The organism is Pseudomonas sp. TH37 (genome assembly GCF_016650735.1).
Classification (GTDB): domain Bacteria; phylum Pseudomonadota; class Gammaproteobacteria; order Pseudomonadales; family Pseudomonadaceae; genus Aquipseudomonas; species Aquipseudomonas farris.
In genome coordinates this window covers 292,410-309,169 of sequence record NZ_JAEKFD010000002.1, presented here as the reverse complement: position 1 = coordinate 309,169, position 16,760 = coordinate 292,410, and the positions used below count along the sequence as shown (strand labels likewise).

Here is a 16,760-nt window from a genome sequence, read left to right as displayed (position 1 = left end):
CCATTTAATCAGCCAAATTTTTTCGAGGCGAACAACGCCACCCCTTTCGAATTCTTAATATCGAAAATGCGAATTTGCCGATAATGACCCATGGCAAGCCAAGCATCATAAGTTCTGGCTATTACCAACCCAAACCGTTAGATGCATGAAGGTCGAAATTAACTAAAACCGTATGCGAGCGATAAAACTCACATCGCGATGCGACGAGACGGGAAATTCAGTGATGGCTGTTGCGAGGTGAAATATGGAGGTATTGCATACTGCAATACGGTGACGCGCAGAGCTTCCATGCATTATATCGTCCCTTTACCTTTATTCTTTTCAGCCCCTCAGAGAGGACTCATGCGATCGAGTCTAGACATTGAACCCCGTATGTCAAATAAAAGTACCTGCATTTTTTCAATGGGGAAAAACATTCATGAAAGGACGAGCAAATCAACAAACCCTATGAATGCCCGATCACTCGCGTCAATGAAATGACAGCCTTTATATTGACGTTTAAATTGCCCGGACAGACGGGCCGGTGTTGCGGCACTTGCTCGCGACGCAGTGAATATACTCAGCGAATGGGGGATTCATGCCTCGGAGAACAATCATGCGAACGGTTCACGTCATCGAAGCCGGGAAAACGCCCGCGCCGGCCAAAGTTGTTGGAGAGACCATCACTATTCTTGCCGGCGGCGATCTGACCAAACCCTTTGAAGTGCACATCCAGGAAGGTGTGCAGGGTGGCGGGCCACCGCTGCATTTTCACCCTTGGGACGAAGCGTTCTATGTCATCAATGGGCAGGTTGAAGTGACCGTCGAAGGGCAATCCACCACCCTCTCGACCGGGGGTTACGTGCACATCCCCGCAGGGTCGATCCATGCTTACAAGAACATCAGCCCCACCGCGAAAATGATCGGCGTGGTTTCCGATCCACGCGGCGGTCAGTTCTTTGCAGCGTTGGATCAGCTCAAAGTGCCTGAAGACCTGCCTCGGATACTGGAGATATCTGAAGGCTTCGGCGTTACGTTTCTGCTGCCGAAACCACCAGAACACACGTAGGAGTTGCCGCAGGCTGCGATCTTTTGATCTTTGGGATGTTCAAAACCGCTGAAAATCAAAAGATCGCAGGCTTCGCCAGCTCCTACAAGGGAACGTTTAGACAGTGCCCTTGGCCTGCTGCTCCAGATGAACCTGCAACTCTGGATCGATCTTCAACGCAGCGGCCAATTCATCCAGATAGTTGCGTTCAGCGTCCTGCTGATCGTCCACCAACATCACGCTGGCCAGGTACATCTCGGCGGCCATGCCCAGATCCTGGGCAGATTGCGCCACATCGGCGGCATCCAGTGGCCGGGCGACTTCGTCATCGAGCCATTGCTGCAGTTGCGGATCGTCGGTGTGGCGGCCGATCTCGGTGCTGATCATCTGTTTCTCGGCATCATCTATGCGGCCATCGGCCTTGGCGGCGGCGATCAAGGCGCGAAGGATGGCGTGGCTGTGGTCTTCGATTTCCGGGCCAGACAACAGGTCAACGGTGCGCGGTGCCTGTTGCGGTGCCGAGGCCTGGCTGCGTTGCCAGGCCTGATATGCCTGGAACGCCATCATCCCCAAAGAAGCCAACGCCGCGTAATTGGTGCCACCCGAACGTGTCTGGGTCGAACGGCCCATGGGTGAATTGCCGCCCAGCAGACCACCGAGCAAACCACCCAAGCCTCCACCGCCCGCACCGGCACCCGCGCCGCCCCCCAACAGACCACCAAGCAACCCGCCGAGGCCTCCTTGAGCTGACGCCGCACCGCCACTTTGTTGCGACTGCGAGCCTTGGCTGGCCCGCAGTAATTGCTCGAGCAAATCGCTGGTGTTCATGACGACGTCCTCATCAATGGGCAGAAACTCAGTCAGGCAACGATAGTCCTCACCCGACATTCCGCCAACTCCGTCTGGCTGACGTCATGGGTGCTGCCCTCGCCCTTCACACTCCTGACAGAAACTGACACCCCCTCCTTTTATGCTGCGCCCACCTTGAATGGAGCAGCCCTATGATCACTCCCCGTTATATTTTGCTTTTCGTGGAAAACCCCGCCGTCAGTGCGCGGTTCTATGAGTTTCTGCTGGAGCGCAAGCCCGTGGAAGAGTCGCCGACCTTCGCGCTATTTGTCCTGGAGGGCGGCTACAAACTGGGGCTCTGGTCACGGCATACCGCCGAACCAGCAGCGCAGGCGACGGGCGGCGGGACCGAGCTGGCGTTCCCGGTGGAGTCCGCCGAGCAGGTCGATGCGCTATTTGCCGATTGGAGTGCGCTTGGGCTGACCATGGTGCAAGCACCGACAGAGCTGGACTTCGGTCGCACCTTCGTCGCGCTCGACCCGGATAACCATCGGCTGCGCGTGTTCCACCCCTCGCTGAGCTGACGCCCGTCCCGATATCGGTCAAGCACAGGCGTGCCGCGCTCAATACGTGCCCCGGATATTTCCGGGGTATTTTTTTGCACGGAGGCTAAGATTCAAAGGTGGTGAACCTTATTCCCGAAAATCCGGTCGATACCTGCAACCCGACCCGGTTTGCCGACGCCCTCAACAAGAGGGTGATAATTGGCTTGCTTCACTTTCTGGAGAACGCCCCCGTGATATCCACTGTACACATTGCCAGGCTCAAAGCATGGGGCGCCCATGGTTTTACCGCCACTGGCGTGGTCACAGCCTTCCTCGCGACCCTCGCCTTGTTGGAGAACCAGCCCACCAATTGCCTGCTGTGGCTGGGCGTGGCGCTGATCGTCGACGGTCTGGACGGCGCACTGGCACGCAAGGTGAATGTGCAGTCGGTGCTGCCGAGTTTCGACGGTTCGATCCTCGACCTGGTGATCGACTACCTCACGTATGTGTTTATCCCGGCACTGTTCATCTACCGTTACATCCCGTTGCCGGACTACACCCTGCTGCTGACCGTGTCGCTGATTCTGGTGTCATCGCTGTTTTGTTTCTGCAACGTCAACATGAAGAGCAAAGACAACTACTTCCAGGGCTTCCCCGCCGCATGGAACGTGGTTGCGCTGTGCCTGTACATCATCGACCCGTCGCCGTGGATCACCTTGATCGCCGTCATCGGCCTGGCGCTGCTGACCGTGACCCGAATGAAGTTTCTTCACCCGTTCCGCGTGCGCCGGTTCATGCCGATCAACATTGCCGTGACGGCCATCTGGCTGCTGTGCAGCTTGTCGCTGGTGGTCAACCACCCGGTTATCAATCCGCTGGTGATGGGCTTGTGGCTGCTGATGTCGGCGTACTTCCTGGGGATCTGCTTCTGGCGCACGGCGCTGGAGTGGTTCGACAGCTCGCGGCTCAAATAGGCACTGCGATCATGCCCATCCACATCGTCCAACTCGGCTCACCCCGTACCGCGCACGAAGGCCTGCGCCTGGGCACGGTACGCCGCCCGCCTCGGGGCGTACCAAAGGCCGAATTTGCCAGCCGGGATTTTTACGACGTGTGGCAACCGCTGCTGTCCCCCAGCCCCGAGTTGGTGGCCGAAGCCAAAGCGGCTGAAGATGCCAAAGCCTGGGGAGCCTTCAAGCGCAAATTCAAGGCCGAGATGAACCACACCGCGCCCAGCCAGATGCTCGACCTGCTGGCCGCCCTCTCCCATCAAACATCGCTGGCCGTAGGATGTTATTGCGAGGAAGAGGCGCACTGCCACCGCTCCGTATTACGGGAATTGCTGGAGGCACGGGGCGCGAAGGTTGTCTAGATAGGGTGAACACCCAAAATTCCCTATGGGAGCGGGCTTGCTCGCGAAGGCGGTCTTTCAGTCGATAGAAATGTTGCCTGATACTCCGTCTTCGCGAGCAAGCCCGCTCCCACATTAAAATGTCGGCGTAACATCCATCGCATCAACACCACAAATCCCTGTAGGAGCGAGCGGTGCGGCGATCCGACTTGCCCGCGAAGAGGCCTGCCCATTCAGCATCCATATCGACTGCCCCACCGCTATCGCGGGCAAGCCCGTCCCACATTAGAACTCCGGCGTGCCCCCATCGCATGAACACCGCCGATTCCGTTACTTGCATTGGAGCATTGCACGGCCCGTTCGAGCGGCCAAGCCCCCCAGAGACGGATCATGGTCAATAATCAAGGGATTGAGATGTATTAAACGACCACCGTCTGCTCGTTTACCCACGGGAGGTTTGTCATGTCTGGTCAAGCTCGTTTCATGCTGGTTGCCTCGCCCCTGATGGAACACAGCCCCGCCTTCGACCGTGCCGCGGCGCTGGCCAAGGCTGAGGATGCGGCCTTGCACATCGTGGCTTTCGACTATCTGGAAGGCCTGGCGACCGCCGGCTTGGTCAACGAAAAGGCCCTGGAGCAGATGCGTCTGGGGTACGTCGAGCGCCACCGCCAATGGCTTGAGGAACAGGCCCGCCCCCTGCGCAAGATCGGTGTGCACGTCACCACCGAGGTGGCTTGGGTCGAAAATCCGCTGGAGGAAATCCTGACTCACCTCAAAGAGCAGCCGATGGACGTGCTGATCAAGGCGCTGGAACATCAATCACGGCTGTCGCGGCTGGTGTTTACCCCTCTCGACGTGCATTTGCTGCGCGAATGCCCGGTGCCGCTGCACTTCGTCAGCCATGCCATTCATGCGTTGCCGCGCAAGATCGTTGCGGCGGTCGACCCCTTCCATCGTGATGACCACTACAAAAGCTTCAACGACCGGATTCTGCACGAAGCGTCAAAACTGGCGAGCGCCTGCAATGCCGAGCTCGACGTGGTCTACGCCTATGACCTTTCGTCTATCAGTTCGGACGAGTTCAGCTTCGAAAACGGTTCGGCGTTTTTCGCTTCGGACAAGGCCAAGACCCTGTTCGACTTCCAGGAGGATGCCTTCAACGAATTGGCCGCGCGCAATGGCATCGCCCCGGAGCAACGGCACATGCTCATGGGCAGCCCGACCAAGGTGCTGACTCGCTACGCCGATACCAATAATGTCGACGTGATTGTCATGGGCCGGGTCGGCCATCGCGGCATGGGCCGGTTGATCGGCAGCACGGTGGAGCATCTGCTGTACAAAATGCCGTGCAGTGTGTGGGTGGTGTATACCGAGCGGCTGGATGAGTAATTGCGCCGACTAAATCACATACCTCTGTGGGAACGGGCTTCTGTGGCGAGGGGGCTTGCCCCCGTTGGGTCGCGAAGCGGCCCTAAAAGCTTTGCGACTGCTTCGCAGCCGAACGGGGGCAAGCCCCCTCGCCACAGAGAGGCCAGTTCCCACAGGGGTTTAGCTTTCAATTCAACGCCGTGTAATCACCACCTCCAGGTATTCACTTGGCACCACCAGCGACCGCTCCCCCGCCCGGTTCAGCCGATTCAGCAGTTCGGTCAGGTCGTTTTCCAGGGCCGCGCCCTCTTCGGGTGGCAGGGTCGCAAAGGCCTTGTGAACCGGTCCATACCAGGTACGGAAGGTGTCGATCCAGTGCGCGGCCGAGCGATAGCGGAAGTTGAACAGCCGCCGTGTCACCTGGAGCTGAAAGTCTCGCTGGTCGAAGTGCGAGTTTAACCAGGCTTCGGTGCCCCAGTTCGAAGGTGGTTGCGCTCCCGGCGGTGGCGGCATGTGGCGGCCCAGGGTCTTGAACACCTGTCCGATGTAGCCTTCAGGCGTCCAGTTGGCAAGGCCGATCCGCCCGCCAGGACGGCACACCCGCGCCAGTTCCGCTGCGGCCTTGGGCTGATCCGGTGTAAACATCACACCAAAGGTTGAAAGCACGGCATCGAAACTGGCGTCCTCAAATGGTAAGTCCTCGGCATCGGCCACCTGAAAAGTCACGTCCAGGTGTTCCGCCCGTGCGCGGTCTTCGCCGCGTTCAAGCAGTTTGGCCACATAGTCGGTGGACGTGACCTTGCATCCCCGGCGCGCGGCGGCGAGCGTTGCGTTACCGTTGCCGGCGGCGACGTCCAGCACCTGCTCATCACAGAGCAAGTCGCAGGCTTCGGCCAGTTGTTCGCCGACGATCTGTAAGGTGGTGCCGATCACGGCATAGTCGCCGCTGGCCCACGTGACCATCTGGCGGTTTTTCAGGGCAGTGAGGTCAATGGGTGTGCTCATGAAGTCTGCTCCGTTGCGGATTGGGACGCGTCCCGGCTTACTCCGCCGTGGTGGGATCGATGATGTTCATGACCCGGGAAACGCTGTTGATGGGAAATTCACCTTTTTGGGCGTGCTCCCTGATGAGTCCCTCATTCGGCGCGATGTACACGCAGTAAATCTTGTCGCCAGTGATGTAACTCTCCAACCACTGCACCTCTGGCCCCATCTCGCGTAATACATCGCAGGATTTTTGCGAGATCGCTTTGAGCTCTTGTTGTGGCAGTCCGCCGGCACCCGGAAGCTCGCGTTCAATAATGTATTTAGGCATGGCAACTTCCTTTTCTTGATGGTGATGACAGGGTCGGCAATGATCCCGTCGTCAACAAACTATCGCTCCCGGATACGCCGACGTCCTGCCGATCGTCCGGAGAATTCACGAAACATGGCATTCTCCGATGCATGGTCAGCTATCTGTAACGCCGCATTAACAGATTGGCTTGCGTCGCCGAAAACGGGTCAAGCGGCAGGCGCTTTGGCCTCTTCCAGCAGTTGCCGAATCATCTGTTCCTGAATCTCGTACCGTCCCTCGCCAAAGTGGGTATAACGCACCTGGCCCTTGGCATCGATCAGGTAGTGAGCGGGCCAATATTGGTTATTGAAGGCGCGCCAGATCGCATAGTTGTTGTCGATCGCCACCGGGTAGGTGATACCGAGTTTTTTCACTTCATCACGGACGTTGTCGATGATGCGTTCGTAACCGTATTCAGGGGTGTGTACGCCGATCACCACCAGGCCGTCCTTCTCGTATTTCTTCGCCCAGTCTTTCACGTAGGGCAAGGTGTGCTGGCAGTTGATGCAGTCGTACGTCCAGAAGTCCACCAGCACCACTTTGCCGCGCAGGGAATCGTTGCTCAGCGCCGGCGAGTTGAGCCATTCGACTGCGCCGGAAAGTGACGGCATCGCGCCTTTGGCCGCGTCCTTGGTCGAGTCGGCCTTGACCTTGCTGATGAAGTAATCGACCACTTTCGGTACGGTTTCCAGCACCCGCTGCTCAACCGTGGTGACGCCTTCGGACGAGGTGCTGGCGAGCAACTTGTTGTCAGCGCCGGTGGAGATAACGGCTGCAGCGACCAACACCGCAGCCCCCGTGCCGCGACGCAGCCAGCCAGTCAGCGGAATCGACGGCTTCAAGCGATTGACCAGACCGCGACCGGCGAAGATCAAAGTGCCCAGGGACAACGCGCTGCCCAGGCCGTACGCCACCAGCAGCAGACTGGTCTGGGCGTTGGCACCTTGCAGCATGGCGCCAGTGAGGATCACCCCGAGGATCGGCCCGGCACACGGCGCCCAGAGCAGACCCGTGGCGACGCCGATCATCACCGAGCCTAACGGGCCAGACATTTTGCGGGTGTTGGGATCAAGGCGATTGCCCAACAGCACGAACGGGCGCGCCAGCCAGCCACCGATGCGAGCGGAGATCAGCGACAGGGCAAACAGCACCATCACGATCAGCGCCACATGGCGGCCGGTGTTGTTGGCTTGCACCACCCAATCGCTGCTGACCACGGCCAGGCTGGAGATCAGGGCGAAGGTCAGGGCCATGCCGCCGAGGGTGAGCAGGATCGAAGAACGCGTGCGTTTAACACCGGCAAACAGAAACGGCACGACCGGGAGGATGCAGGGGCTGAGGACGGTCAAAATGCCGCCCAGGAATGCGATGAGAAACATGGGGATCACCTTGGGATACGAGTCCGATGTGGGAGCGAGCCTGTGTGGCGAGGGGGCTTGCCCCCGTTCGACTGCGAAGCAGTCGTGAACCGGTCACTGCTTTTCTAATTCAAGATCGCGGTGGCTGATTTCAGGGATGCTTCGCGCCCCAACGGGGGCAAGCCCCCTCGCCACACAGGCTCGCTCCCACACTGGAAATCTTGAGTTCATAGGAACAGTGCCTGGCTTCAAGCCGTCTGGTTGTCCAGCTGCTGGCCCTGTGGCGTCCGGCTGTAGCCGTTCTCTGCAACCAATTGCCCTTGCGGCGTGCGGCTCGAACCATCCTCAGTCAGCAGCGGAGTCAGTTGGAAGCAGGTGCTATTGCCACAGGTATTTTGTTCAACCGCCGCGTTGGCATGGGCGGCGGCGCCTGCTACGGAGAAAGCGATGGCGGTCAAAAAGCGGGTGACGTTGTTCATGATGTTCTTCCTGTTTCAAAGGGGATGGGCAATGGGTAGTCGAAGGACTCAATTGCCTTCGTTGCAGCCGTCAGCGAATTTGCTGTAATCCAGAACCTGGGTTTTGCCTTGGGAATCCAGGTAGGTCATCCGGGCATTCACAATCCCGCAGGCAGGGCTGGCGTCCTGTTTCATCGACAGCACTTTCTGGATGTCCAGATGTGTGCCGTAGGTGTAGGTTTGAGGAGTGACATCGGCTTCGGCGCGGGCCGAAAAGGTGCAGATGTTCAGGGCGGCAAACAGGCAGGCGGCGTACGCGGCTTTGGTGTTCATGGTGGTTTCCTCAGGGCTTCAATAGGTCAATCGTTGATTGAGCGAGGCGGTTTGGGTTTGCCTCGATGGAACCTATTTGAAACCCGTGAGGTATCTCGTCTGTGTCCAGAACAGGCGCGGGTAAATCGCTGTGTATCCGCGCCTGCTTGCGATACACAGCGATACAAAACCCCCGAAATCAGCCATTTTTACGTCCCCGTGTATCTTTCGGCACGCCAGATACACTGCAATACAATCGGCGGCAGGCGAGCGGGCCGAGGCTCGATAGACTGCGCGACATCCCCCACTTAGAGGCTTGGCTCATGGAACACGTCGATCACATTCTCATCGTGGACGATGACCGCGAGATCCGGGAACTGGTAGGCAACTACCTGAAGAAGAACGGCCTGCGCACCACCGTGGTGGCGGATGGACGGCAGATGCGCTCGTTTCTGGAGTCCACGCCGGTGGACCTGATCGTGCTCGACATCATGATGCCGGGCGACGATGGCCTGGTGCTCTGCCGCGAGTTACGCGCGGGCAAACACAAGGCCACGCCGGTATTGATGCTCACCGCTCGCAACGATGAAACCGACCGTATCATCGGCCTGGAAATGGGCGCCGACGATTACCTGGTCAAACCGTTCGCCGCTCGTGAATTGCTCGCCCGCATCAACGCCGTGCTGCGGCGCACGCGGATGCTGCCGCCGAATCTGGTGATCACCGAAAGCGGTCGCCTGCTGGCGTTCGGTCGCTGGCGCCTGGACACCTCGGCCCGGCATCTGCTGGATGAGGACGGCACCATGGTTGCCCTCAGCGGCGCGGAATATCGCCTGCTGCGAGTATTCCTCGACCATCCTCAGCGGGTGCTCAATCGCGACCAATTGCTCAACCTGACTCAAGGCCGCGATGCCGATCTGTTCGACCGTTCCATCGATTTGCTGGTGAGCCGCTTGCGTCAGCGCCTGCTCGACGATGCCCGGGAACCTGCCTACATCAAGACCGTGCGCAGTGAAGGCTATGTGTTTTCCCTGCCGGTGGAAGTGCTCGGTGCGCCGTCATGAATCTTGCGCTGCACTGGCCTCGCACGCTGGCCTCGCGGCTGTCGCTGATTTTCCTGATCGGCCTGATCCTCGCCCAGGCGCTGTCCTTTGGCGCTCAGTACTACGAGCGCTACGAAAGTGCAAAAAATACGATGTTGGGTAACCTGGAAACCGACGTCTCGACCTCCCTCGCCATCCTCGACCGTTTGCCCGCCGATGAGCGTGTGAACTGGCTGCAGCGTCTGGAGCGCACCAACTACAGCTATCTGTTGAATGAAGGCTCGCCGGGCTCGCCGATGGCAGCCAGCGATGTGCCGATTGCAGTGACCTCGATTCAGGACGCCATCGGCCATGATTACCCGCTGACTTTTACCGACATCCCTGGCCCGAAAAAACACTTCCAGGCCCACCTGAAATTGAAGGACGGCAGCCCTGTCACCATCGATGTGCGACCTTCTATGGTGCCGTTGTCGCCGTGGTTGCCGGCGGTATTGCTAGGGCAACTGGCGCTGATGATTGCCTGCACCTGGCTGGCCGTGAGAATCGCCATCCGCCCGCTCACTCGCCTCGCTCAAGCGGTGGAAACACTCGACCCCAACACCCACGCCATACATCTGGACGAAAAAGGCCCGACTGAAGTCGCTTACGCCGCCCGGGCTTTCAACGCGATGCAGGCGCGCATTGCAGCTTATCTCAAGGAACGCATGCAACTGTTGGCGGCGATTTCCCACGACCTGCAAACCCCGATCACCCGCATGAAACTGCGCGCCGAATTCATGGATGACTCCAGCGAGAAAGACAAACTGTGGAACGACCTCGGCGAGATGGAACACCTGGTGCGCGAAGGCGTGGCCTATGCCCGCAGCATCCATGGTGCTACCGAGGAGAGTCGTCGCACCGATCTGGATTCGTTTCTCGACAGCCTGGTGTTCGACTATCAGGACATGGGCAAAAACGTGCAGCTCGACGGTAAAAGCACGGCCGTGATCAACACCCGACCGCATGCCTTGCGGCGGGTACTGGTGAACCTGATAGACAACGCGCTGAAATTCGCTGGCGCGGCAGAGTTGTGGGTGGAAGCGAAGGCTGATGGCAGCTTGTCGGTGAAGGTAATGGACCGTGGGCCGGGGATTGCCGAAGAGGAGTTGGCGCAGGTAATGGAGCCGTTCTACCGCGTGGAGAATTCGCGTAATCGCAGTACGGGAGGGACCGGGTTGGGGTTGGCGATTGCGCAGCAGTTGGCAATCGCGATTGGAGGATCATTGAAATTGAGCAATCGCGAGGGCGGTGGGTTGTGTGCGGAGCTAAGGTTGCCGAAGACCTAATAACACCCAATATCCCTGTGGGAGCGGGCTTGCCCGCGATGAGGCCAGCACATCCAATATTGATGTTGGCTACCACACCGCCATCGCGGGCAAGCCCGCTCCCACAGGGGTCGTGGGTGTTTGGGGGTACTGTGCTTGGTCAGACAGCTATGCCAACCACAAACCAGCAACACCACAAATCCAATGTGGGAGCGAGCCTGCTCGCGATGAGGCCAGCACATCCAACATTGATGGTGGCTGACACTCCGCCATCGCGAGCAGGCTCGCTCCCACAGGGATATTGGGTGTTTGGGGGATTGCGTGCGGTCAGGCAAATATGCCGATCACCCCTTCCCCGTGCATCTGCCGCAACAACGCCAACCCACTGTCGATAAACTCCAGCGACCCAACCATCCCCGCTTCCACCGCCAGCCCTTCCAGCTGCGCTCGGCCATCAAGCTGAGGAAATTCCCCGATCCGCTGCAACAACCGCCATGCAAACGGGCTCAGTTCGGAGAAGCGCACACTCCAGTCTTCGGACCGACGAACCAATAGCAATGTCGGCTGAACTACCGGCGTGTCCGGCCGGTAATCAGGCCCCACCAACTGCACTGGCCAGCCATACGCCAATGGCCAGGCCAGCGGTGAAACCTGCAACGGTCGATCCAGCAGCAATGTGGCATCGCTGGCCGGCAACGGCTCGGCGTCGGATTGTTGCAGCGCCATCTCGACCCACTCGTAATGCGCCAGCTCAACCATGAATGGCGGCCACGTTCCATCGCTCAACGCCAACGGCTCAGAGGCGAGAAACTCGACAAACTCCTGGGCGATCTCGCCGAATTTCGGCGTTTGAGCGCGGTAGTCCCGCAGGAAGATCCGCACCAGAGAACGCCACTCATCGTCACCCAATATCTTCACCAGCACCGGAAAAGTCCCGCTGAGCAACGACGACAGATTCGAAAACACCAGGTCGCGATAAACCTGCGACCGTGCCACGTCCATCCCGGCAGGCGGCGCGTTGTGGTCGGGGTCGCGCAGGTAGCGAGTCAATGTGTTTTGCTGCTGATACAGCGTCGATTTATCCACGATTCACCCCTCACCTTGCAGGCGGCGAATGGTCTGTAACTCGCTCACTAAGTCGGAAAATTCGGGAAAATTGAAATCCCGTTCCAGCAGCGTCGATTGCACACCAAACCGCGCATACGCCTCGGCCAGCAACGACCAGACCACCGGTTTGACCGAAGCGCCATGGGTGTCGATCTTCAGCGTGTCGGATTCATCAAAGTGCCCCGCCACATGCATGGCAACCACCCTCCCCGCGTCGATGCCCACCAGAAACGTCTGCGGATCGAAGCCGTGATTGATCGAGTTGACGTAGACATTGTTGACGTCCAGCAACAGGTCGCAATCAGCTTCGCGCAGCACTGCGTTGGTGAACGTCAGTTCGTCCATGTCCTGCCGGGGCGCGGCGTAGTAGGAGACATTTTCCACCGCCAGGCGTCGACCGAGAATGTCCTGTGCCTGGCGAATTCGGGCGGCAACGTGATGCACCGCTTCTTCGGTAAACGGCAACGGCAGCAGATCGTAAAGATGCCCGTCATCGCTGCAATAGCTCAGGTGTTCGCTGTACAGCGGCACTTTGTAGTGATCGAGGAAGACCCGCACTTCCTGCAGGAACCCGACGTCCAGCGGCGCCGGCCCGCCCAAAGACAAAGACAAGCCGTGACAGGACAACGGATAGCGCTCGGCCAAAGCGCGAAACGCCACGCCGTGAGCGCCGCCGATGCCGATCCAGTTTTCCGGCGCGACTTCCAGAAAGTCGAAAGCACCCACCGGGGCCGCTTGAAGGTCCTTCATTAAACCGCGGCGCAAGCCTAGCCCGACGCTCGTCTTCGCTGATGTGAGGGGAGTCTGCATGGTGTCGATCTCATCCTGGGATCCGGTCTCCAGCGTCTGAAAACTCAGTGCCGGCCGGCAAGCTCAGTCAAGCGCCGTGGTGTGTCGGGTCTGTGTTCACAAACACCGCTCTTCTCAGGCCACTGTATCGGACAGGCCGTCAGATACAGTGGGATACACGAACTAGACTTGTTGATTACCCCCGTAGGGGAGCCAGGACGCGGTTATCGTCCTGTTCATTCCCACGATCACCGCCCAAAGGTGCATGCCTCGACAAACAATGCCTCTGGACCGTGATCCTGCTGAAGGAGCACACATGATGGACGAGGCCAAACTCAATGATTTCATGGGCAAACTGGTAAACGACATGGGCGGCGCGGCGATGCTCGCCAACGTCATCCTCGGCGAAGAACTCGGCCTCTACCGGGCCATGGCCGACAGTCAGCCAGTCACCCCCGAGGCACTCGCCGAAAAGACCGGCTGCAACACCCGTCTGCTACGTGAATGGCTCAGCGCCCACGCTGCTTCCGGTTACATGGAACACCGCGACGGACAGTTCCGCCTGCCCGAAGAGCAAGCACTGGCGCTGGGAATCGAAGATTCACCGGTCTATGTAGCCGGCGGTATCGGGGTGGTGGCGTCGTTTTTCCATGACAAGGACAAACTGGTCAATGCCATGCGCGGTAACGGCGCCCTGCCCTGGGGCGATCACCATCCGTGCATGTTCAGCGGCACCGAGCGATTCTTCCGCCCAGGGTACAAAGCGCATTTGGTGGCCGAGTGGCTGCCGGCCCTCGACGGGGTGGTCGCCAAACTGGAAACCGGTGCGAAGGTGGCGGACATCGGCTGTGGCCACGGCGCCTCGACCGTGATCATGGCCCAGGCGTTTCCGAACTCACGGTTCGTCGGTTTCGATTACCACGCGCCTTCGGTCACCGTCGCCACCCAGCGCGCCGAAGAAGGTGGTGTGGAAGGCCGGGCGCGGTTCTTCCAGGGCACCGCCAAGAGCTATCCGGGCGACGACTATGACTTGGTCTGCTACTTCGACTGCCTGCACGATATGGGTGACCCGGTCGGCGCCGCAAAGCATGCCTATGAATCGCTCAAACCCGACGGCTCGGTGCTGCTGGTAGAGCCCTTCGCCAACGACACGCTCGATGCCAACACCACCCCGGTGGGACGACTGTTCTACGCCGCCTCGACCTTTATCTGCACACCCAACTCACTGTCCCAGGAGGTCGGCCTCGGGCTCGGTGCCCAGGCAGGTGAGGCACGGTTGCGCAAGGTCTTCACCGAGGCGGGATTCACCCAGTTCCGGCGGGCCACGGAAACGCCGTTCAACCTGATACTGGAGGCGCGTAAATAATCAAGGGCAGGCTCATCATCCGGGCAGGTTGCAAATGACGAAACCGGATCCTGTGGGAGCGGGCTTGCTCGCGAAGGCGTAGTGTCAGGCGACATCGATGTTGACTGTACTGGCCCCTTCGCGAGCAAGCCCGCTCCCACAGATGACCGTGTTCACTGCATGGACAAGCGCTCACCAAGGTTTTCGGCCTTGAGAATATCGAACAACGCCTGCGCCGCCGCCGACAGTTCATGCCCCGTCGTCAGCACCCCGATTGCCCGTTCCACCACCGGATCCCGCAGGGTAATGCAACGCGCCCCCAGCTCGCGCATCTGCCCGGCGCACAACGCCGGCACCGCGCTCACACCCAATCCGCTAGCCACCATCCGCCCGACTGTCGCCAATTGATGGCTTTCAAACTCCACCGGCAATTTCATGCCGCGCGTCTGTAAATGTTCTTCGAGCATCACCCGCACCGTCGATGGTCGCTGCAAGGTAATGAACGGTTCCTTGAGCAAGGTCTGCCAATCAATGTCGTCCAGCTCCGCCAGCGGTGAATCGAACGGCACCACCGCCACAAACCGGTCGATGTACAACGGCGTGAACACCAGCGATGAACTCTGGGTCGGTTCAAACGCCACGCCCAACTCCACCTGACGGTCGCGAACCATTTCCAGCACCTGCTCGTTGATCACATCATTCACTGTGACGTTGACCTTGGGATAACGCGCGCGAAAGGTCTTGAGGATCGGTGGCAGCAAGTTACCGGCAAACGACGGCATCGCCGCCAGCGTCACGCGGCCGCGTTGGAGAGTGAAGCGTTGGCGCAAATCATCCTCGGCATTGTCCCAGTCCGCGATCAATCGACGAGCCAGTGGCAGCAGCGACTCGCCTTCGGCGGTCAGTGCGACGTTGCGGGTATTGCGCGTGAACAAGCGCCCGCCCAAGCCCTCCTCCAGCGCCTTGATGGTCAGGCTCAGCGCCGATTGGGACAGGTGCAGCCGCTCGCACGCCACGGCGAAACTCAAACTCTGGGCCACGGCCAGGAATGCACGGATCTGTTTGACGGTCATGGCCACTGTCTCCAACAAGGTACGAAACTAATTAGTGAGTTTTATCTATCAATCAACCTTAAAAATCAACTTAACAAATAAATCCTCCGGCGTGACACTCCCTCCCCATCCGGCTAGCCAGCCGCCCACAAAGAATAAAAGAGGTGCATATGGCAGGGTTCGACAAGCGCGTGTATTCCTACGAGGAAGCGATGGCAGGTCTTGAAGACGGCATGACCGTGATCTCCGGCGGCTTCGGCCTGTGCGGGATTCCGGAAAACCTCATCGCCGAGATCCAGCACCGCGGCACGCGTGATCTCACCGTAGTCTCCAACAACTGCGGCGTCGACGGTTTCGGCCTCGGTGTGCTGCTGGTAGACCGGCAGATCCGCAAGGTAGTGGCCTCCTACGTCGGCGAAAACGCGCTGTTCGAGAAGCAACTGCTGAGCGGCGAAATCGAAGTCGACCTGACCCCTCAAGGCACCCTCGCCGAGAAAATGCGCGCAGGCGGTGCCGGCATCCCGGCATTCTTCACGGCGACTGGCGTCGGCACTCCGGTGGCCGAAGGCAAGGAAGTGCGCGAATTCAAGGGCCGCAAGTACCTGATGGAAGAATCCATCACCGGTGACTTCGCCATCGTCAAAGGCTGGAAAGCCGACCATTTCGGTAACGTGGTCTATCGCCACACCGCCCAGAATTTCAACCCGCTGGCCGCCACCGCCGGCAAGATCACCGTGGTCGAAGTCGAAGAAATCGTCGAACCCGGCGAGCTGGACCCGTCGCAGATCCACACCCCTGGCATCTACGTCGACCGGGTCATTTGCGGCACGTTCGAGAAGCGCATCGAACAGCGCACCGTGCGTAAGTGATCCCCTGCCCCCGGACCGAATGAAGGAATAACAACAATGGCACTTTCCCGCGAACAAATGGCTCAGCGCGTCGCCCGCGAAATGCAGGACGGCTACTACGTGAACCTCGGCATCGGCATCCCGACCCTGGTCGCCAACTACATCCCTGAAGGCATGGAAGTCATGCTGCAATCGGAAAACGGCCTGCTCGGCATGGGCGCCTTTCCGACCGACGCCGAAGTCGACGCCGACATGATCAACGCCGGCAAGCAAACCGTGACCGCGCGTATCGGCGCCTCGATTTTCTCGTCCGCCGAATCGTTCGCGATGATTCGCGGCGGCCACATCGACCTGACCGTGCTGGGCGCGTTTGAAGTGGACGTCGAAGGCAACATCGCCTCCTGGATGATCCCTGGCAAACTGGTCAAGGGCATGGGCGGCGCGATGGACCTGGTGGCCGGTGCGGATAACATCATCGTCACCATGACCCACGCCTCCAAGGACGGCGAGTCAAAACTGCTGTCGCGTTGCAGCCTGCCGCTGACCGGCGCCGGTTGCATCAAACGCGTGCTGACCGATCTGGCCTACCTGGAAATCAAGGACGGCGCGTTCGTTCTCAAGGAACGCGCGCCGGGCGTCAGCGTCGAAGAAATCGTCGCCAAGACCGCTGGTAAACTGATCGTGCCTGACCACGTCCCGGAAATGCAGTTCGCTGCCCAGTGAGGAAC

General features: G+C 59.4%; 19 protein-coding genes. 10 read left to right on the top strand and 9 right to left on the bottom strand.

The window, feature by feature from the left end:
- Positions 1–595: 595 nt before the first annotated feature.
- A complete protein-coding gene (locus tag JFU11_RS06505; RefSeq protein ID WP_201060124.1) occupies positions 596–1,048 on the top strand; it encodes a cupin domain-containing protein in 453 nt (150 codons plus the stop codon).
- A 96-nt stretch (positions 1,049–1,144) separates the two neighbouring features.
- On the opposite strand, the gene JFU11_RS06500 is transcribed toward JFU11_RS06505, so the two are convergent.
- The gene (locus JFU11_RS06500; protein ID WP_201060123.1) at positions 1,145–1,915 is read right to left on the bottom strand and encodes a tellurite resistance TerB family protein; all 771 of its coding nucleotides are present in this window, start codon (positions 1,913–1,915) and stop codon (positions 1,145–1,147) included.
- Between the two features lie 113 nt (positions 1,916–2,028).
- On the opposite strand from JFU11_RS06500, the gene JFU11_RS06495 reads away from it, so the two are divergent.
- The 4 genes from JFU11_RS06495 (at position 2,029) to JFU11_RS06480 (ending at position 5,101) form a co-directional block, all read left to right on the top strand.
- Positions 2,029–2,400 carry a VOC family protein gene (locus JFU11_RS06495; protein WP_030128991.1) on the top strand — a complete coding sequence of 124 codons (372 nt, stop codon included), beginning with the start codon at positions 2,029–2,031 and terminating at the stop codon, positions 2,398–2,400.
- Positions 2,401–2,612: 212 nt separating this feature from the next.
- Positions 2,613–3,335, top strand: coding sequence for a phosphatidylcholine synthase (gene pcsA / locus JFU11_RS06490; RefSeq protein WP_123721258.1), 723 nt, complete (start codon positions 2,613–2,615; stop codon positions 3,333–3,335).
- Positions 3,336–3,346: 11 nt separating this feature from the next.
- Positions 3,347–3,733 (top strand): DUF488 family protein, encoded by a 387-nt coding sequence (locus JFU11_RS06485; RefSeq protein ID WP_201060122.1) that lies wholly within the window; start codon positions 3,347–3,349, stop codon positions 3,731–3,733.
- 441 nt (positions 3,734–4,174) lie between these two features.
- Positions 4,175–5,101 (top strand): universal stress protein, encoded by a 927-nt coding sequence (locus JFU11_RS06480; protein ID WP_123721146.1) that lies wholly within the window; start codon positions 4,175–4,177, stop codon positions 5,099–5,101.
- A 171-nt stretch (positions 5,102–5,272) separates the two neighbouring features.
- Here the strand turns inward: JFU11_RS06480 and JFU11_RS06475 are convergent, their stop codons facing one another.
- The 5 genes from JFU11_RS06475 to JFU11_RS06455 form a co-directional block, all read right to left on the bottom strand.
- Complete coding sequence (locus tag JFU11_RS06475; protein ID WP_050681466.1) at positions 5,273–6,085, bottom strand: class I SAM-dependent methyltransferase; 813 nt, start codon at positions 6,083–6,085, stop codon at positions 5,273–5,275.
- Between the two features lie 37 nt (positions 6,086–6,122).
- Positions 6,123–6,395, bottom strand: coding sequence for a DUF4242 domain-containing protein (locus tag JFU11_RS06470; protein ID WP_048394902.1), 273 nt, complete (start codon positions 6,393–6,395; stop codon positions 6,123–6,125).
- Between the two features lie 188 nt (positions 6,396–6,583).
- Complete coding sequence (locus JFU11_RS06465) at positions 6,584–7,795, bottom strand: cytochrome c biogenesis protein DipZ (RefSeq protein ID WP_201060121.1); 1,212 nt, start codon at positions 7,793–7,795, stop codon at positions 6,584–6,586.
- Positions 7,796–8,022: 227 nt separating this feature from the next.
- Positions 8,023–8,253: a hypothetical protein gene (locus tag JFU11_RS06460; RefSeq protein WP_123721143.1), complete on the bottom strand. Its 231-nt coding sequence runs from the start codon at positions 8,251–8,253 to the stop codon at positions 8,023–8,025.
- Positions 8,254–8,301: 48 nt separating this feature from the next.
- Positions 8,302–8,565 carry a DUF2790 domain-containing protein gene (locus JFU11_RS06455; protein WP_123721142.1) on the bottom strand — a complete coding sequence of 88 codons (264 nt, stop codon included), beginning with the start codon at positions 8,563–8,565 and terminating at the stop codon, positions 8,302–8,304.
- A gap of 302 nt (positions 8,566–8,867) precedes the next feature.
- On the opposite strand from JFU11_RS06455, the gene JFU11_RS06450 reads away from it, so the two are divergent.
- Both JFU11_RS06450 and JFU11_RS06445 read left to right on the top strand, forming a co-directional pair.
- Entirely contained in the window at positions 8,868–9,608 is a 741-nt protein-coding gene (locus tag JFU11_RS06450) for a response regulator (RefSeq protein ID WP_007896007.1), read from the top strand.
- Positions 9,605–10,912 (top strand): ATP-binding protein, encoded by a 1,308-nt coding sequence (locus JFU11_RS06445; protein WP_201060120.1) that lies wholly within the window; start codon positions 9,605–9,607, stop codon positions 10,910–10,912. The genes JFU11_RS06450 and JFU11_RS06445 overlap by 4 nt, the downstream gene beginning before the upstream one ends.
- Before the next feature lie 306 nt (positions 10,913–11,218).
- Here the strand turns inward: JFU11_RS06445 and JFU11_RS06440 are convergent, their stop codons facing one another.
- Together JFU11_RS06440 and JFU11_RS06435 are read right to left on the bottom strand one after the other, a co-directional pair.
- Complete coding sequence (locus JFU11_RS06440) at positions 11,219–11,977, bottom strand: putative DNA-binding domain-containing protein (protein WP_201060119.1); 759 nt, start codon at positions 11,975–11,977, stop codon at positions 11,219–11,221.
- Between the two features lie 3 nt (positions 11,978–11,980).
- Complete coding sequence (locus tag JFU11_RS06435; RefSeq protein ID WP_201121244.1) at positions 11,981–12,808, bottom strand: DUF692 domain-containing protein; 828 nt, start codon at positions 12,806–12,808, stop codon at positions 11,981–11,983.
- Positions 12,809–13,106: 298 nt separating this feature from the next.
- Here JFU11_RS06435 and JFU11_RS06430 point away from each other — a divergent pair, with 298 nt between their 5' ends.
- The gene (locus JFU11_RS06430) at positions 13,107–14,153 is read left to right on the top strand and encodes a class I SAM-dependent methyltransferase (RefSeq protein WP_201060117.1); all 1,047 of its coding nucleotides are present in this window, start codon (positions 13,107–13,109) and stop codon (positions 14,151–14,153) included.
- Positions 14,154–14,305: 152 nt separating this feature from the next.
- Here JFU11_RS06430 and JFU11_RS06425 read toward each other — a convergent pair whose 3' ends face one another.
- Complete coding sequence (locus JFU11_RS06425) at positions 14,306–15,205, bottom strand: LysR family transcriptional regulator (RefSeq protein ID WP_201060116.1); 900 nt, start codon at positions 15,203–15,205, stop codon at positions 14,306–14,308.
- Positions 15,206–15,354: 149 nt separating this feature from the next.
- Here JFU11_RS06425 and JFU11_RS06420 point away from each other — a divergent pair, with 149 nt between their 5' ends.
- Together JFU11_RS06420 and JFU11_RS06415 are read left to right on the top strand one after the other, a co-directional pair.
- Complete coding sequence (locus JFU11_RS06420) at positions 15,355–16,053, top strand: CoA transferase subunit A (RefSeq protein ID WP_123721136.1); 699 nt, start codon at positions 15,355–15,357, stop codon at positions 16,051–16,053.
- 36 nt (positions 16,054–16,089) lie between these two features.
- Positions 16,090–16,755: a CoA transferase subunit B gene (locus JFU11_RS06415; protein WP_052965168.1), complete on the top strand. Its 666-nt coding sequence runs from the start codon at positions 16,090–16,092 to the stop codon at positions 16,753–16,755.
- The last annotated feature ends 5 nt before the right edge of the window (positions 16,756–16,760 follow it).

Coding starts and splice junctions, on each gene's coding strand:
- JFU11_RS06505 (WP_201060124.1), top strand. CDS start 596: ATGCGAACGGTTCACGTCATCGAAGCCGGGAAAACGCCCGCGCCGGCC.
- JFU11_RS06500 (WP_201060123.1), bottom strand. CDS start 1,915: ATGTCGGGTGAGGACTATCGTTGCCTGACTGAGTTTCTGCCCATTGAT.
- JFU11_RS06495 (WP_030128991.1), top strand. CDS start 2,029: ATGATCACTCCCCGTTATATTTTGCTTTTCGTGGAAAACCCCGCCGTC.
- JFU11_RS06485 (WP_201060122.1), top strand. CDS start 3,347: ATGCCCATCCACATCGTCCAACTCGGCTCACCCCGTACCGCGCACGAA.
- JFU11_RS06480 (WP_123721146.1), top strand. CDS start 4,175: ATGTCTGGTCAAGCTCGTTTCATGCTGGTTGCCTCGCCCCTGATGGAA.
- JFU11_RS06475 (WP_050681466.1), bottom strand. CDS start 6,085: ATGAGCACACCCATTGACCTCACTGCCCTGAAAAACCGCCAGATGGTC.
- JFU11_RS06470 (WP_048394902.1), bottom strand. CDS start 6,395: ATGCCTAAATACATTATTGAACGCGAGCTTCCGGGTGCCGGCGGACTG.
- JFU11_RS06465 (WP_201060121.1), bottom strand. CDS start 7,795: ATGTTTCTCATCGCATTCCTGGGCGGCATTTTGACCGTCCTCAGCCCC.
- JFU11_RS06460 (WP_123721143.1), bottom strand. CDS start 8,253: ATGAACAACGTCACCCGCTTTTTGACCGCCATCGCTTTCTCCGTAGCA.
- JFU11_RS06455 (WP_123721142.1), bottom strand. CDS start 8,565: ATGAACACCAAAGCCGCGTACGCCGCCTGCCTGTTTGCCGCCCTGAAC.
- JFU11_RS06450 (WP_007896007.1), top strand. CDS start 8,868: ATGGAACACGTCGATCACATTCTCATCGTGGACGATGACCGCGAGATC.
- JFU11_RS06445 (WP_201060120.1), top strand. CDS start 9,605: ATGAATCTTGCGCTGCACTGGCCTCGCACGCTGGCCTCGCGGCTGTCG.
- JFU11_RS06435 (WP_201121244.1), bottom strand. CDS start 12,808: ATGCAGACTCCCCTCACATCAGCGAAGACGAGCGTCGGGCTAGGCTTG.
- JFU11_RS06430 (WP_201060117.1), top strand. CDS start 13,107: ATGGACGAGGCCAAACTCAATGATTTCATGGGCAAACTGGTAAACGAC.
- JFU11_RS06425 (WP_201060116.1), bottom strand. CDS start 15,205: ATGACCGTCAAACAGATCCGTGCATTCCTGGCCGTGGCCCAGAGTTTG.
- JFU11_RS06420 (WP_123721136.1), top strand. CDS start 15,355: ATGGCAGGGTTCGACAAGCGCGTGTATTCCTACGAGGAAGCGATGGCA.
- JFU11_RS06415 (WP_052965168.1), top strand. CDS start 16,090: ATGGCACTTTCCCGCGAACAAATGGCTCAGCGCGTCGCCCGCGAAATG.